12 protein-coding genes are annotated in these 13,708 nt (G+C 40.1%); 3 read left to right on the forward strand and 9 right to left on the reverse strand.

All coding sequences use genetic code 11. The features are described from left to right. Positions 1–27: 27 nt before the first annotated feature. The gene (locus BLQ18_RS11870; RefSeq protein WP_090296154.1) at positions 28–1,143 is read right to left on the reverse strand and encodes a TlpA disulfide reductase family protein; all 1,116 of its coding nucleotides are present in this window, start codon (positions 1,141–1,143) and stop codon (positions 28–30) included. Between the two features lie 99 nt (positions 1,144–1,242). Further along, the gene (locus BLQ18_RS11875; protein WP_090296158.1) at positions 1,243–1,734 is read right to left on the reverse strand and encodes a hypothetical protein; all 492 of its coding nucleotides are present in this window, start codon (positions 1,732–1,734) and stop codon (positions 1,243–1,245) included. Positions 1,735–1,821: 87 nt separating this feature from the next. Here BLQ18_RS11875 and BLQ18_RS11880 point away from each other — a divergent pair, with 87 nt between their 5' ends. Further along, positions 1,822–4,737: an FAD-binding and (Fe-S)-binding domain-containing protein gene (locus BLQ18_RS11880; RefSeq protein ID WP_090296163.1), complete on the forward strand. Its 2,916-nt coding sequence runs from the start codon at positions 1,822–1,824 to the stop codon at positions 4,735–4,737. On the opposite strand, the gene BLQ18_RS11885 is transcribed toward BLQ18_RS11880, so the two are convergent. Beyond that, positions 4,708–5,622, reverse strand: coding sequence for a UDP-2,3-diacylglucosamine diphosphatase (locus BLQ18_RS11885; protein WP_090296168.1), 915 nt, complete (start codon positions 5,620–5,622; stop codon positions 4,708–4,710). The genes BLQ18_RS11880 and BLQ18_RS11885 overlap by 30 nt on opposite strands. Before the next feature lie 193 nt (positions 5,623–5,815). Here BLQ18_RS11885 and aroC point away from each other — a divergent pair, with 193 nt between their 5' ends. Then, positions 5,816–6,880, forward strand: coding sequence for a chorismate synthase (aroC, locus tag BLQ18_RS11890; RefSeq protein ID WP_090296172.1), 1,065 nt, complete (start codon positions 5,816–5,818; stop codon positions 6,878–6,880). 57 nt (positions 6,881–6,937) lie between these two features. Further along, positions 6,938–8,263, forward strand: a complete 1,326-nt coding sequence (locus BLQ18_RS11895) for a dicarboxylate/amino acid:cation symporter (protein WP_090296176.1) — start codon at positions 6,938–6,940, stop codon at positions 8,261–8,263. Positions 8,264–8,332: 69 nt separating this feature from the next. Here the strand turns inward: BLQ18_RS11895 and BLQ18_RS11900 are convergent, their stop codons facing one another. The 6 genes from BLQ18_RS11900 to BLQ18_RS11925 all read right to left on the reverse strand — a co-directional run bounded on the left by BLQ18_RS11900 (position 8,333) and on the right by BLQ18_RS11925 (position 13,706). Then, the gene (locus BLQ18_RS11900) at positions 8,333–8,737 is read right to left on the reverse strand and encodes a thiol-disulfide oxidoreductase DCC family protein (RefSeq protein ID WP_090296181.1); all 405 of its coding nucleotides are present in this window, start codon (positions 8,735–8,737) and stop codon (positions 8,333–8,335) included. A 264-nt stretch (positions 8,738–9,001) separates the two neighbouring features. After that, positions 9,002–9,745 (reverse strand): DUF2268 domain-containing putative Zn-dependent protease, encoded by a 744-nt coding sequence (locus BLQ18_RS11905; protein ID WP_090296183.1) that lies wholly within the window; start codon positions 9,743–9,745, stop codon positions 9,002–9,004. Positions 9,746–10,256: 511 nt separating this feature from the next. Continuing rightward, positions 10,257–11,642: a M61 family metallopeptidase gene (locus BLQ18_RS11910; RefSeq protein ID WP_090296186.1), complete on the reverse strand. Its 1,386-nt coding sequence runs from the start codon at positions 11,640–11,642 to the stop codon at positions 10,257–10,259. A gap of 98 nt (positions 11,643–11,740) precedes the next feature. Beyond that, positions 11,741–12,223, reverse strand: a complete 483-nt coding sequence (locus tag BLQ18_RS11915) for a hypothetical protein (RefSeq protein ID WP_090296190.1) — start codon at positions 12,221–12,223, stop codon at positions 11,741–11,743. A gap of 4 nt (positions 12,224–12,227) precedes the next feature. After that, entirely contained in the window at positions 12,228–12,971 is a 744-nt protein-coding gene (locus BLQ18_RS11920; RefSeq protein ID WP_090296195.1) for a DUF6090 family protein, read from the reverse strand. Between the two features lie 87 nt (positions 12,972–13,058). Continuing rightward, positions 13,059–13,706, reverse strand: coding sequence for a peptidylprolyl isomerase (locus BLQ18_RS11925; protein WP_090296199.1), 648 nt, complete (start codon positions 13,704–13,706; stop codon positions 13,059–13,061). Positions 13,707–13,708 lie beyond the last annotated feature (2 nt).

The following is a 13,708-nucleotide window of genomic DNA, read 5'->3' on the forward strand; positions in this document are numbered from 1 at the left end:
GCCCTAAATATTTTATTCAATTCTAATCTAATTTAGAACTTCAGCGACTTTTTGTTCCAAAGCAGGCCCTCTTAAATCCCTGGCGACAATTACGCCATTCTGATCTATTAAAAATGCAGCAGGAATAGCATTGATATGGTACATTCTTGCAATCGGGTCTTGAAAACGTTGCAAGTTGGAAATGTGGTTCCATGCCAAACCATCAGAATCAATGGCTCTTTGCCAAGCTTCAGCTTGGGTATCCAATGAAACACCAAGTACATTAAATCCTTTGTCTTTGTATTTATTGTAAACGGAAACTATGTTGGGGTTTTCCATACGGCAGGGCTTGCACCATGCGGCCCAAAAATCCACCAATGTTAGTTTGGAGTTGCTCGTCACATCATTTAGTGCCAATACATCACCCGATGGGGTTGGGGCTGAAAAATTTGGCGCTACGGCACCAATTTCGGTTGATTTTAATGCTTCCAAAGCTTCCCTTATCTTAACGCCCATTTCGGTAGCCTTCATTTCAGGTGTCAGACTATCGAATAACGCTTGAATTTCCTCTGCTGGAAGACTTTTGGTCTCCAAAAAGTTGCCTACAATCAAAACTGAAATTAGAGCATTGGGGTGTTCTTTGGCGTAATCCAGATTGAAGCTCTTGGCACTTTCTTGTAGATCGATAAATTCTTCACGCAAAGCCGTCACTTGGGCTGTATCCCTTTGTTGTGCGGCCATGCGCATATCGTTTTGTATATTTCTAACCATTTCGTTCATGGTTCTGGACTCCTCTAAGAAATCCATGAACATTTCATTCTGCTCAGTTCCCTTTAGTTTAGCATAACCGATACTGTCCTTTTGAAAAGAAACTTCGATTTCTCCATTCTCTACAATCACAGGAACATTCCCTTGCGCTTTATCAATAAAGATGTAGTGCATTTTTGGTTCAACCTGGTTGCCACTAAAAGTGAAAAGTCCATTTTGAACAGTGGCGGTATCAATATCAATAAGCTGATTCAAAGAATCAGTTGTTTTTAAAAATAGGGTAGTGCCATTTTCAGGTTCTCCAGATATAGAACCACTAACAGTAAACCCTTTAGGATCCGAATTACATGAAGCTAGAAAAAGAATACTGGCGGCTATCGTATATAGTTTTTTCATTTTAAAACATTTAAGCTGCTAAGGTATTCAATCCACATGGCATAAAAAAACCCCTGACTCTTTATAAGCCAGGGGTTAACTTTTTCTTTAGAAACGGTATTAGAATTGGTATCTAATACCTAGTGCGATATCGAAATCAAAATCATCTCCAAAGCCGCTATAGCCCGCTAGGCCAATTTCAGGTCTAAAATCCAATGAAAGGAGCAAAGGAATATCAAAATTATATTCAATACCGATATCACCAGCTCCGAATATAAATAGACCTTCATCGTCATCTAAAATAGGGTCTTCGAAATCAACGCTTCCCAATCCACCACCAGCACCAACGTACCAGTTAAAATTGCCATCCAAGGGAAATGCCCATTGGTAAAGCCCCGCCAGTTTAAAGGCATCAAAATTACGGTTGTCTCTCCAACCAAGGTCAAATTCTAATCTGTTATTGTCCCCTAGGGCATTTTGATATGATATTTCGGCTCCAAAACCGTCACTGTCACCCAAACGAAGTCCTAAAGCGTGTTCGGAAATACTTTGCGCGCTAAGACTAGCTGTTGCAAACAAAAAAAATAAAGATAATAATGTGGTAATCTTCATGAGGTTCTCTTTTAAGTTAAAAATTTGAAATAGCTTTGTTAGCTTATTGCTTGTTAAACTCACTTTACAGTTAAAAATTATACCAACTTGGACAAAAATTTGTTAAAACAATTAGACGAACAACTGCAGGGGGAATTATTGTTCGATAATTTGACCAAGGCCATTTATGCCACTGATGCTTCCGTTTATCGCAAACTGCCTGTGGCTGTGGCATATCCCAAAGATAATCAAGATTTGAAAACCCTGATTGGGTTTGCCAATTCGAACAAAGTTGGCCTGATTCCAAGAACTGCTGGAACCTCTTTGGCGGGACAGTGTGTTGGAGATGGTATTGTGGTGGATGTAAGTAGATATTTTACCCAGATTATTGGACTCGATAAGGATAAAAAGCAAGTCACAGTACAACCTGGAGTGGTTCGTGATGAGCTCAACCAGTTTTTAAAACCCTTTGGTTTGTTTTTTGGTCCAAATACCTCCACAGCCAACCGTTGTATGATCGGCGGAATGGTGGGAAACAACTCTTCAGGTACAACCTCCATTCAATATGGGGTAACTCGTGATAAGGTAGTTGCGATGCAATGTATTTTATCTGATGGGAGTGACGCCCAGTTTTCAGAAATTTCCAAAAAGGAATTTCAGGAAAAGAAAAAGGGTGAGTCTTTAAAAGCCAAAATTTATAGCAAACTCTATGAAGAGCTTTCCAATCCAGATACCCAAAATCAAATACATTCCGAATTTCCAAAACCGAGCATCCATAGAAGAAATACGGGCTACGCGGTTGACGAATTGTTGAAAAACAATGTGTTTAGTGAGGATACCGAGGATTTCAATCTTTGCAAATTATTGTCAGGTAGTGAGGGAACTTTGGCTTTTACAACAGAAATAACTTTGCAATTGGATGATTTGCCACCAAGCTATGCTGCCATGGTGGCCACACATTATAAAACTTTAGAAGATTGCTTGAGCGATGTCGCTCCCGTAATGCAACATAGCTTGCATTTGTGTGAAATGATGGACAAAGTAATTTTGGATTGTACCAAAAACAACCGTGCCCAATTGGCTAATCGCTTTTTTGTAGAAGGTGATCCCGCTGGGATTTTAATGTTGGAGTTGAAAGCAGATTCTGAGGAAGATTTGGAGAAACAATTGACTTCACTTTTAAAAACCATTGAAAAATCAGGCTTGAGCTATGCCAATCCTATATTGTATGGGGATGACATCAATAAAGCTATTGAGCTACGCAAAGCGGGATTAGGATTGCTTGGAAATATGGTTGGGGACCGCAAAGCGGTTGCCTGTATTGAGGATACTGCCGTGGCTTTGGAAGACTTGAAAGACTTTATCATGGAGTTTTCCAAAATTATGGAGAGCTATAACCAAGATGCAGTGTATTATGCACATGCTGGGGCTGGAGAACTACATTTGCGTCCCATCCTTAACTTAAAAAAATCAGAGGATGTGGTGCTGTTCCGCTCCATAACCACTGATGTGGCGAAGTTGACCAAGAAATACCATGGAAGTTTTAGTGGAGAGCACGGTGATGGCATTGTGCGAGCCGAATTTATCCCTTTGATGATCGGGAAAGCCAATTACGAATTGTTGAAACGCGTTAAAACCCTTTTCGACCCGAATGGCATTTTTAATCCAGGGAAAATTGTGGATGCGTACCCCATGGATGAATCGCTTCGTTATGAAATTGACCGAGAAGAGCCCGAGGTGAAAACTTTTATGGACTTTACGGACAGTGAGGGTATCTTAAAAGCGGCTGAAAAATGTAATGGAAGTGGCGATTGTAGAAAAAGCCACGAAATGAAAGGGGGCATGTGCCCCAGCTATCAAGCCACCAAAGACGAAAAGGACACTACAAGGGGTAGGGCCAATGCATTGCGTGAATTTTTGACCAATTCAGAAAAAACCAATCGTTTTGACCATGAAGAATTGAAATCGGCTTTTGATTTATGTTTGAGTTGTAAAGCCTGTGCAAGTGAGTGCCCAAGTAATGTGGATGTATCTACCTTGAAGGCTGAATTTTTATACAATTATCAGGAAGCCAACGGATATAGTCTGCGTAGTAAACTTTTTGCTCACAATACACAATTGAATGCTTTGGGCAGTAAAATGTCTGGATTGACCAATGCTGTTTATGATTCAGGTGTATTGGGCGGACTTTTAAAGAAAGCTTCAGGAGTTGCTCCAGAGCGTAGTTTGCCGAAAGTGTACAAATTTAATTTTGATGCCCATCTGGAAGAAAACAAGGTAAAGCACACCGATATTTCAAAACCAAGGGTGGTGCTTTATATTGATGAGTTTGTACGGTATTTGGATATTGAAGTAGGGAAAGATGCCATCGAATTGCTTTGCAAATTGGGGTATGAAGTGGAATTGTTTTATGCAGAAAGCGGGCGAACCTATTTATCCAAAGGATTTTTAAAGCAAGCCAAAAAGCTTGTTGCCGAAAATATGGAAAGCCTTAAACCCTATTTGGATGAAAAAGTTCCGATTGTTGGTTTGGAACCATCAGCTATTTTATCGTTTAGGGATGAATACCAGAGACTGCATGATGATAAACCCCAATTGGAAAAACTGGCAACCCAATCTTTCTTATTGGAAGAGTTTTTGGCCGCACAGATAGCCGAGGGACATATTACCGCAGATAAATTCACGGAGGAGGAACGCACGGTAAAAATCCATAACCATTGTCATCAAAAAGCATTGAGCAACCAAAAAGTAACCTTTGATGTGTTGAATTTGCCCAAAAACTACAAAGTCACCATTATTGCGTCAGGTTGTTGTGGTATGGCGGGTTCGTTTGGATATGAAAAAGAACACTACGAAACCAGTATGAAAGTCGGTGGGCTAAAATTGTTTCCTGCGGTAGAAAAAAGTCCAGAGGACACTTTAATAGCGGCTAATGGAACCAGTTGTAGGCATCAAATTAAAGATGGGACGAAAAGGGAGGCCCAGCACCCTGTTTCAATTTTGAGACAGGCCTTGGTCATCTAAATCTTGATCAATTTCCTCTTCGGTGCTTTCTAAAGAATCATAACTGATGTCTTCCATGTGCACTTCTTTGTCGGTAATGGAAGCAATCAGGTCGTTCATGTCCATTTCCTTTAAATCCTCATCCACAAAAAATGGAGTAAGTCTATCATGGTTGTAGTGGTAGATTTTCCAACGCTTAAAGGAATATTCCAAAGCGGTCAGGTTTTCTACCCAATCCCCTGAATTTAAGTAGGTGGTACTCCCATTTTTGTTTTCGTAGATTTCTTTTTTGGGTTGATGGATGTGTCCGCAGATTACATAATCGTATTCATTTTGAATGGCAAGTTCGGCAGCCGTCTTTTCAAAATTGTTGATATACTTAACCGCACTTTTTACGCTGTTTTTAATGCGTTTGGACAAGGAATATTTTTCGCGTCCCATCTTCACCAAACACCAGTTGATGATACTATTGATGAAAATTAGCAAGTCATAACCATAACCACCCAATTTGGCCAGCCATTTCGCATTTTGGATGGAAACATCAAATACATCACCATGAAAAATCCACGCCTTTTTACCATCAAGATTTAGGACCAATTTGTCCATAATCTTAAAATTACCCATTGAAGTATTACTGAACTTACGGAGCATTTCGTCATGATTTCCAGTGATATAGTAAACTTCTACGCCTTTGGAGGCCATGCCAATAATTTTCTTGAGCACCTTAAGGTGGGATGCAGGAAAGTACCTTTTACTGAATTGCCAGATATCAATAATATCTCCGTTGAGAATCAATTTTTTAGGCTGTATGCTATTGAGGTAAGCTATTAATTCGTCGGCGTGACATCCGTAGGTTCCGAGGTGAACATCGGAGATCACGGCCAGTTCTATTTTCCTTTTTTTCAATCTAATAGGGTTTAGTGCAAAATAAAACGGTAGGAATAAACTGAAAATCAAATTCAAATCATTAATTCATGACATAATTGTTAAAAAATCATCACCGTGAGCGTCAATATGTTACAATAGTATTAAGTGGTGGCAGGGTTTTAGAATTAGAATTATAACTTCTACCTTTGGCGGAAACCAATTTTTATACCGAATGGCTGGAAATTCTTTTGGACAACTTTTTAGGCTCACCACCTTTGGTGAATCGCACGGAAGAGCCCTTGGTGGCGTGATTGACGGTTGTCCTGCAGGCATACCTTTGGATGAAGAAATGATTCAAAATGAACTGGACCGAAGAAAACCTGGGCAATCGGCGATAGTTACCCAACGAAAAGAACCAGATACGGTAGAAATCTACTCAGGCGTATTTGAGGGAAAGACCACGGGAACACCAATCGGTTTTGCCATACACAACACCAATCAAAAATCACACGACTATTCCCATATCAAAGATTCGTACCGTCCGTCGCATGCCGATTATGTGTATGATCAGAAATACGGTTTTCGTGATTATCGTGGAGGGGGAAGAAGCTCTGCCCGTGAAACAGCTAGCAGAGTAGTGGCAGGAGCTATTGCCAAACAATTTTTGAGCGAGATAAAAATCAATGCCTTTGTTTCCCAAGTAGGTGAACTTAAAATGGAGACGCCCTACCAAAAATTGGATTTTGCCAATATTGAATCCAATCCCGTTCGTTGTCCAGATACCGAAATGGCGCAAAAAATGGAGGAGTATATTAAAGCCATTAAAAAAGAGGGCGATACCATTGGTGGCGTAATCACTTGTGTTATCCAAAATGTACCTATCGGTCTTGGAGAACCTGTTTTTGATAAACTACATGCCCGTTTGGGGGAAGCCATGTTGTCTATCAACGCCGTAAAAGGGTTTGAGTACGGAAGTGGTTTTGATGGAGTGGCCATGAAAGGGAGCGAGCATAACGATGCCTACAACACGGATGGTACCACAAAGACAAACAGAAGTGGTGGAATTCAAGGCGGAATCAGCAACGGAATGGATATTTATTTTAATGTTGCTTTTAAACCCGTAGCCACTGTGCTTCAAGCATATGACACCATAAATAAGGAGGGTGAAAAAGTCTCCACACAAGGTAAGGGTAGGCACGATCCCTGTGTGGTTCCAAGAGCGGTGCCCATCGTTGAGGCTATGGCAGCATTGGTGTTGGCCGATTATGCCCTTTTGGCTCGCACCAATAAAATCTAGGCTTTCGGCTAGGTCATTTCCTTTCTATAAAGTATCTTACCAGCTTAAATTTATTTTATGAAAAAATTGGAATTGCACTGGCAAATTCTGATTGGAATGCTGTTGGGTATTCTTTTCGGATTTGGCATGACCCAGATATCTTGGGGTGGAGAATTTGTATCGGATTGGATTCAACCTTTAGGAACCATCTTTGTAAAACTTCTTAAACTTATTGCCATTCCTTTGATTGTGGCGTCTTTGGTAAAAGGTATCTCAGACCTAAAAGACATTTCTAAATTCCGAAACATTGGGGTTAGAACCATTGCCACTTATATTGTTACTACTGTTGTTGCCATTACCATTGGTTTGGTATTGGTCAACGTAATGCAACCTGGCAACGGAATTTCTGAGGATACGGTAGCTAAACTTACCGAAACTTACGCTGGGGATTCTGGGGTAACTTCCAAAATTGAAGAAGCGACCCGCCAAAAAGATAGTGGTCCTTTGCAGTTCTTGGTCGATATGGTACCTGATAACGCCATGGCCGCCATGACCGATAACGGATTGATGCTTCAAGTAATTTTCTTCACCGTTTTCTTGGGGATTTCCATGTTGTTGATAGGTGAGGAAAAAGCAAAACCCCTCAAAGATTTCTTTGATGCCTTGAATGATGTGGTTCTAAAAATGGTTGACCTGATCATGTTGTCAGCTCCTTATGCCGTTTTTGCCCTGTTGGCAGGAGTAGTGGTTTCTTCTAGTGATCCAGATTTATTATTGGCCTTGTTGAAATATGCTGGAGTTGTGGTGTTGGGATTGGCGCTAATGATTGTTTTCTATTGCATAATAGTGGCAGTTGTTACCAAAAAGAATCCACTTTGGTTTTTAACGCAAATTAGCCCTGCCCAATTGTTGGCTTTTTCAACAAGTTCCAGTGCAGCAACTTTACCAGTTACTATGGAAAGGGTAGAGGAGCATATTGGTGTGGATAAGGAAGTATCCAGTTTTGTACTACCTGTTGGAGCTACCATTAATATGGATGGAACCAGTTTGTATCAAGGTGTTGCTGCTGTTTTTATTGCACAGGCATTAGGATTCGACCTTACTTTTGGAAACCAATTGACCATTGTTTTAACCGCTCTTTTAGCCTCTATCGGTTCTGCTGCGGTTCCTGGTGCAGGGATGGTAATGTTGGTGATTGTTTTGGAATCCATAGGGTTCCCTGCTGATAAATTGGCCATTGGTCTCGCATTGATTTTTGCTGTGGATAGACCTTTGGATATGTGCCGTACCGTTGTGAACGTAACTGGTGATGCAACAGTATCCATGTTGGTTGCCAAGTCAGTTGACAAATTGGGTGAACCCCATGTTGAAAATTGGGACGACCATTATGACGAAGTAAAATAGATTTAACGTTTAGAAATATAAAAAGGCCTCCAATTTGGAGGCCTTTTCTTTTTGATTTAGAGTTTATAATTAACCCAAAAACTTAGCTTTTAATTCAGGGGTAGGGATCATGCAGGATTCTTCCTTGCCAAACCATTTGTAACGGTTTTTGGCCACGAAATCATAAATGGCGTTTCGGATAGAGGTGGGGATCCAAGTGAAAATAGTGGTCAATTTCCAGAAGCCACCGAGTTCTTTTGCGATTTCCAATGCCGCATCCGATTTGGTGTAATAGGCAACCCCAGGCTCGATAAGGATGATGGAATCCACTTTTGAGGTGTCAATATGGCGCTGGCTGACCAATTCTTGTCCAACTTCGCTTTGTAAGGCCGCATAACGGAAAACATCTTTGGAATCGCGTTTGATCACAAATTGTACCGAGCTGTTGCAAAGATTGCACACCCCATCGAACAAGATTATCTTTTTATTTTCCATAGTCTATTATTCCTGCCAAGACAGGAATCCAAATTTCTTTACCACAAAGATACGTAGCTTTATAATCAAAGGCTAATGGGCTGAAAAGCCTGCCTGCCGTAGATGGGAATGGCGCAAATAAACACGAACGAAGGAGAATGTCATTTCGAACCGAGCTCTGCGAGTGTAAGAAATCTCTTTTTTGGATTGCTCAATCGTCGCTACGCTTCTCATATCGAAATGACTGTGGTTCTACAATGCCATACTTTCTTGTTGAGACATTAATTAATATCCAGCCAATTGATAAATTTCATCAGGATTAAGTTTGCTGAGTTCCAGAACGTCTTTACCAGATTTGGCCATTGCTTTTCGAATGATATAATTTCCAGTACGATATCCGACCGCCAACCTGCCATCGGGGTGCTGAAACATCCAATCCTGGTAGTTGGCATTTATGGGCAAAGCTCGAATCTCCTTTACCCATTCCTCCGCGATGGTTGCCTCTGGTGGTGTATCGGCTTCCATAGATTCTCCAGTATATTCTTCGGAGAAAACAACCGCAAGACCTTCATTAATGGCCGCAATGGAGATTCCTGGGCCGAATTTATTGTCTTGAATGGCCCAACCACGGGATAAATGGTGGAATTCATGATAAATAGTATGCTTGAGTGCCGTTTTGGTCGCCATGGTCACTCCACCAGGAAAATTCTCTGAGATTTGAATGAAAACCACTGGTGGCGAATTGGTTTCTGTGCGCCCAGTAACGCCCCCGACTACGTCAAGGTCCCAATCCACAATTTCCAAGGATACTTTTATGCTATCTGGTAGGGTGGGGATAAGGGTTCTGATTTCTTGTTCGGATTCCAGAACCAGTTGAGTAATGAGCTCTTTTTGATCTGGGGTAAATTTTCCGTCTTCTTCGGTAAAGGTGATGATGGAACTTGTGGGTTCTGAATTGTTTAGCGATTTTTTGCAATTACTGATTAGGTTGAGTGCCAAAAAAAGCACTAGAATTTTGATTGACTTCATTGATGTTCGTTTTTACTTGTAGACTTGGTAAAAGCAAAAATGTTACATCAAAAAAATAGGAGCATATCAACTTTAGGTAGACCCGAGCTGTGCGGGTGTAAGAAATCAGGAATTCTCAATCGGAACTTTGTTCCTCATTTCGAAATGACCGTGGTGCGGTGCTGTCATCCCTGCGCACGCAGGGATCCATTTACATTTTTAAAAAGACACAAAGCTTTATAATCAAAGGCTAATGGGCTGACGCAAATTATACGAATAAACACGAATAAAGGAGAATGTCATTTTGAACCGAGCTGTGCGAGTGTGAGAAATCTGGATTTCTCAATCGTCGCTACGCTTCTCATATCTAAATGACTGTGGTGCTTTGCTGTCATTCCTGCGTAGGCAGGAATCCAATTATTTTTTACAAAGATACGATAGCGTGATATCAAAGCCTAGCTTGTTGATGTAGATTGGAAGTGTTATGTTGAACTAGTCAGAGGGCGGTTTGAACAGTGAGATTACTTTTAATTTATTGTGGGGCCTTTTGCCATGCCTTCCATATCCCACTTAAATCAACACCAGTAGCCTTGGACATTATTGGCTCAATCTCATTGTATTTGAAAGCTCTTTGATTTTCATTGGACCAATGTAGCAGTCCAAGCATAGCATCCTTAAAGGACTTCACCCCGTTGGTTTGTTTTTGAATATGAGCATCTAAATCAAAAGCCATTAAAGCGCCTCTTGAAAAAAGATTTTTCCCTATTCTAAAATCAGAGGCATATTGGGTTGAACCCAAAAGCGATAATTCCTTTAAGGTTTTGGTTTTGATAAATTCAGGAGCAGTGTCCATGTTGGACTTCCACCAGTTTACTATTCGCTCATTATTAAGGATATTAGCGTATGAAACATACCATATAAACCCCTCATTTAACCAGATGGTCTCCAAAAGAGGTGCCACTTGCCAAGCAAATGGACGGTATCCTTCCCCCCAGGATCTTAACGGAAGCCAGGAATGCCCCATGTGATGCAGAATGGTTCCTAAATCGCTTTTGGGATTGTATTCCCGGGTAATATCCCTGTGCGCCGTCATGCTATTGAGGTGTTCCATATTAAAACCATAGTCATGTCTTTCCGAAATTGGTTTTAGAAACTCATAAACTAGGGTATAATGTGGCATGGGAACGTATCCAAAATAATCGGCAAGTTTCTGTAACGCTGATAAGCCTGTATCCCCAATACCTTCCAAAGCAACGGTGGTCTCAGCATAGGTCGCTACGAATAAGGGAACTTGTGCGTTTTCAACTTTAATTACCTGAACGCCGGTGCCCAAGAGATACTGGGCATCCACCAGTACGGCATAATTTTCGACCTCATAACTATCCGTTCCATATTTTCGATCGGTATCGGGTCTTAAGGTGCTGAAAATAGGCCAAGAGGGGTCGGTATTGATAGTTAAATTTATGGCCTCTGTTTCCATTCCTTCGATAAAACCAAATACGGAATACCCAAACAGTCCCAGATAGTCTTGTCTGGCTTTGGAACTCATGGCGGCATCGAGTAATTCATTTTCCATTTTTTGTATGTCGACCGTATAACTTACTTTATTTAGAAGGTCATTATCGTCTCCAAACATAAAAAAGCTGCCATCCCCGATCATACCGGGTAACTGTTTACCTGTAGCGGTATAACCCACAACATCATCAATAAAGGCCATGTAGTTGGTAAGACTATAGGTTCCCGGTGCACTTCTTGGAATCACTAAATTGGCATCACTGGCCGGTAGCGCATCAAATGTGATTTGAACAGTTACTTTATCTAAATCTGCTTGCTTGTTGAGCAAATATGTGATCTTTTGCTGTGCATTTAGACTCGTGATAGCGATGAAAAATGAAAATAGAACTATAATTCTTCCCATGTTGATGATGTTTTGTAACTGCCTCGGCTATAGGCAGTTGTTTTCTTAAAAGTTCCAATTTGGTTTAGGGGTGGGTAATTGCCATTGTAGTGATTTCATTATTCTTCTATCCCAGCTTTTTTTCTTTGGGTTCTACCGTACTCAATAAATGAACCATCAAAAAACTTACTGAACGGATGTTTTAACAATGCGCCAAATCCTGCGGAGAGCACTATGCCATCTACCAGTGATTTTCTGGATCTCCAATTTTTTGCACTCAACATCTTGTTCTCATTTTGCAAAAACAAATTTTCAACGTGTCGAACTTCTGCGCCGAACAAATAAAACCCATGAATTTGTTCTTCTTCGCTCAATGAGTCGGGATCATCTCTAAACATTGTGATCAATCTTGCCAATTCTGGAGAACTGCTAAAATTGAGCAGTATGTTGATGTCCAAAGCTGCAATCTCATGAAAAGTAGATGCTTGCGTTGCCTTTGTATTTTCTCTGATCTGAACACCAACAAATATTAAAGATATTATGATGGCAACCGCTGATATAATTTCTGCGATCAATGCATATGCTTCCAGTGTTTCTAACATATCCTTAGTTTTTTTCCAGTTCTGATGTTATTTCTTTTGCCTGGGATTTCATTTCTTTTATTGCGTAACTAATATTTTCAACGGCAATGGGTATATAACTACCTGAAACAATTAGAAAGTCATCGAATTGATCTTTGGTATGAATCAACTCATGATTTATGATATATTCCACTTTTATACCATCGGTTGTATCGGGGATAATTTTTTTCTCAAATATGGCAGCGACCAAATCATTTTTTTTATACAGTTGTCTTCTTATAAATTCATTGACCCAAAACTCAACTGCTTTTAATTTTACCTCGTATAAATTTGTAATGCTGTTTCTAAGTTCGGGATTTGAAATTTTATCCAATCCTGTAGACTTGATGGACTCATACGGACTATAATTGATTGCAACCGCAATACCTCCTTGTCTTACATTATTAAAATGGTAGGCCAATGAATCCTGAGGGTAAGTTGATCCATTTCGAACAGTTGTCAACACAATAACGCTTTGTTTTAATTCTTCAAGATTTTTAATTCCGCCCTCCAAGTTGTAGATGTCTTTATCCAGGGCTTCTTTAACTTCCCTCAGCATGGTTAGTTCATAAGCTCTATTGATTCTTTCCTGATTCTTATTGTTGATCTGAAGTGCAATTAAAATCCCTATAACTACCAAAACAATTTCGCCAACGGCATAAAGTAGGTACTTGCTGAACTTATTTTCGGAAAGCAATCGCTGACGGATGCTGCGGAAGAACTTGATCATTGGAGGTTGGTTTCTCTAAAGATATGATTTTAAAATATTGGAATTGAACGTGTTTACACACTACGATTTATTATAAGCTTTCCCGTTTTATTCCTCTTTTGTAATATATGCTTTGTGTATGTAATCCAATTTGGGGTAATTTTTCTTCAAATAGGTATTGCCTTGTGCAAAAATTTTATCCTGCTTATCATCCAATTCCGCTTCGTAGCCATCATAGAATGATTCCGCTACATCAAAACCTGAAATGACTTGGGCTACTACAGGAAACCCCGTTACATCCATAAATGAAATAGTATCTAAACGAGGGGAATTGTCCTTTAGGTTAATAAACAATTGTGTTTTCCTGGATTCTGGTCCTCCACGGGCAAAACTTACCGAACCTTGTGTGTTGGGTTTTAGTACTGGCTCATCTTTTATTTTAACCCTATTCCAGGATGATGAAATGGTACTATCATTGTGGATTCCAAATTGGGCAACAAAATTGGGGAGTACCCTAAAGATGGCTATGTCTGTATAAAATCCGTGTTCTATTAATTGATAGAGCCTATCAACAGCAGCTGGTGACCATTCCCTTCTTGATTCGATTACAAAATCACCTTTGGTGGTTTCAAATTTCGCAGTGAAATATTCTGGTGCTTTTTCATTCGTCCACTTTAATTTAAAGTTGGATTTGCATGAAAGAATTGTCACTAATACTACCCCAAGGAATAGGTACCTGTATTTTATTTTTTTCATCT

The sequence above is a fragment of the Flagellimonas zhangzhouensis genome (assembly GCF_900102925.1).
GTDB classification, from domain to species: domain Bacteria; phylum Bacteroidota; class Bacteroidia; order Flavobacteriales; family Flavobacteriaceae; genus Flagellimonas; species Flagellimonas zhangzhouensis.

Bases quoted from the DNA above. Each gene is read 5' to 3' on its own strand.
- BLQ18_RS11870 (WP_090296154.1), bottom strand. From the start codon at position 1,143: ATGAAAAAACTATATACGATAGCCGCCAGTATTCTTTTTCTAGCTTCA.
- BLQ18_RS11875 (WP_090296158.1), bottom strand. From the start codon at position 1,734: ATGAAGATTACCACATTATTATCTTTATTTTTTTTGTTTGCAACAGCT.
- aroC (WP_090296172.1), top strand. From the start codon at position 5,816: ATGGCTGGAAATTCTTTTGGACAACTTTTTAGGCTCACCACCTTTGGT.
- BLQ18_RS11895 (WP_090296176.1), top strand. From the start codon at position 6,938: ATGAAAAAATTGGAATTGCACTGGCAAATTCTGATTGGAATGCTGTTG.
- BLQ18_RS11900 (WP_090296181.1), bottom strand. From the start codon at position 8,737: ATGGAAAATAAAAAGATAATCTTGTTCGATGGGGTGTGCAATCTTTGC.
- BLQ18_RS11905 (WP_090296183.1), bottom strand. From the start codon at position 9,745: ATGAAGTCAATCAAAATTCTAGTGCTTTTTTTGGCACTCAACCTAATC.
- BLQ18_RS11910 (WP_090296186.1), bottom strand. From the start codon at position 11,642: ATGGGAAGAATTATAGTTCTATTTTCATTTTTCATCGCTATCACGAGT.
- BLQ18_RS11915 (WP_090296190.1), bottom strand. From the start codon at position 12,223: ATGTTAGAAACACTGGAAGCATATGCATTGATCGCAGAAATTATATCA.
- BLQ18_RS11920 (WP_090296195.1), bottom strand. From the start codon at position 12,971: ATGATCAAGTTCTTCCGCAGCATCCGTCAGCGATTGCTTTCCGAAAAT.
- BLQ18_RS11925 (WP_090296199.1), bottom strand. From the start codon at position 13,706: ATGAAAAAAATAAAATACAGGTACCTATTCCTTGGGGTAGTATTAGTG.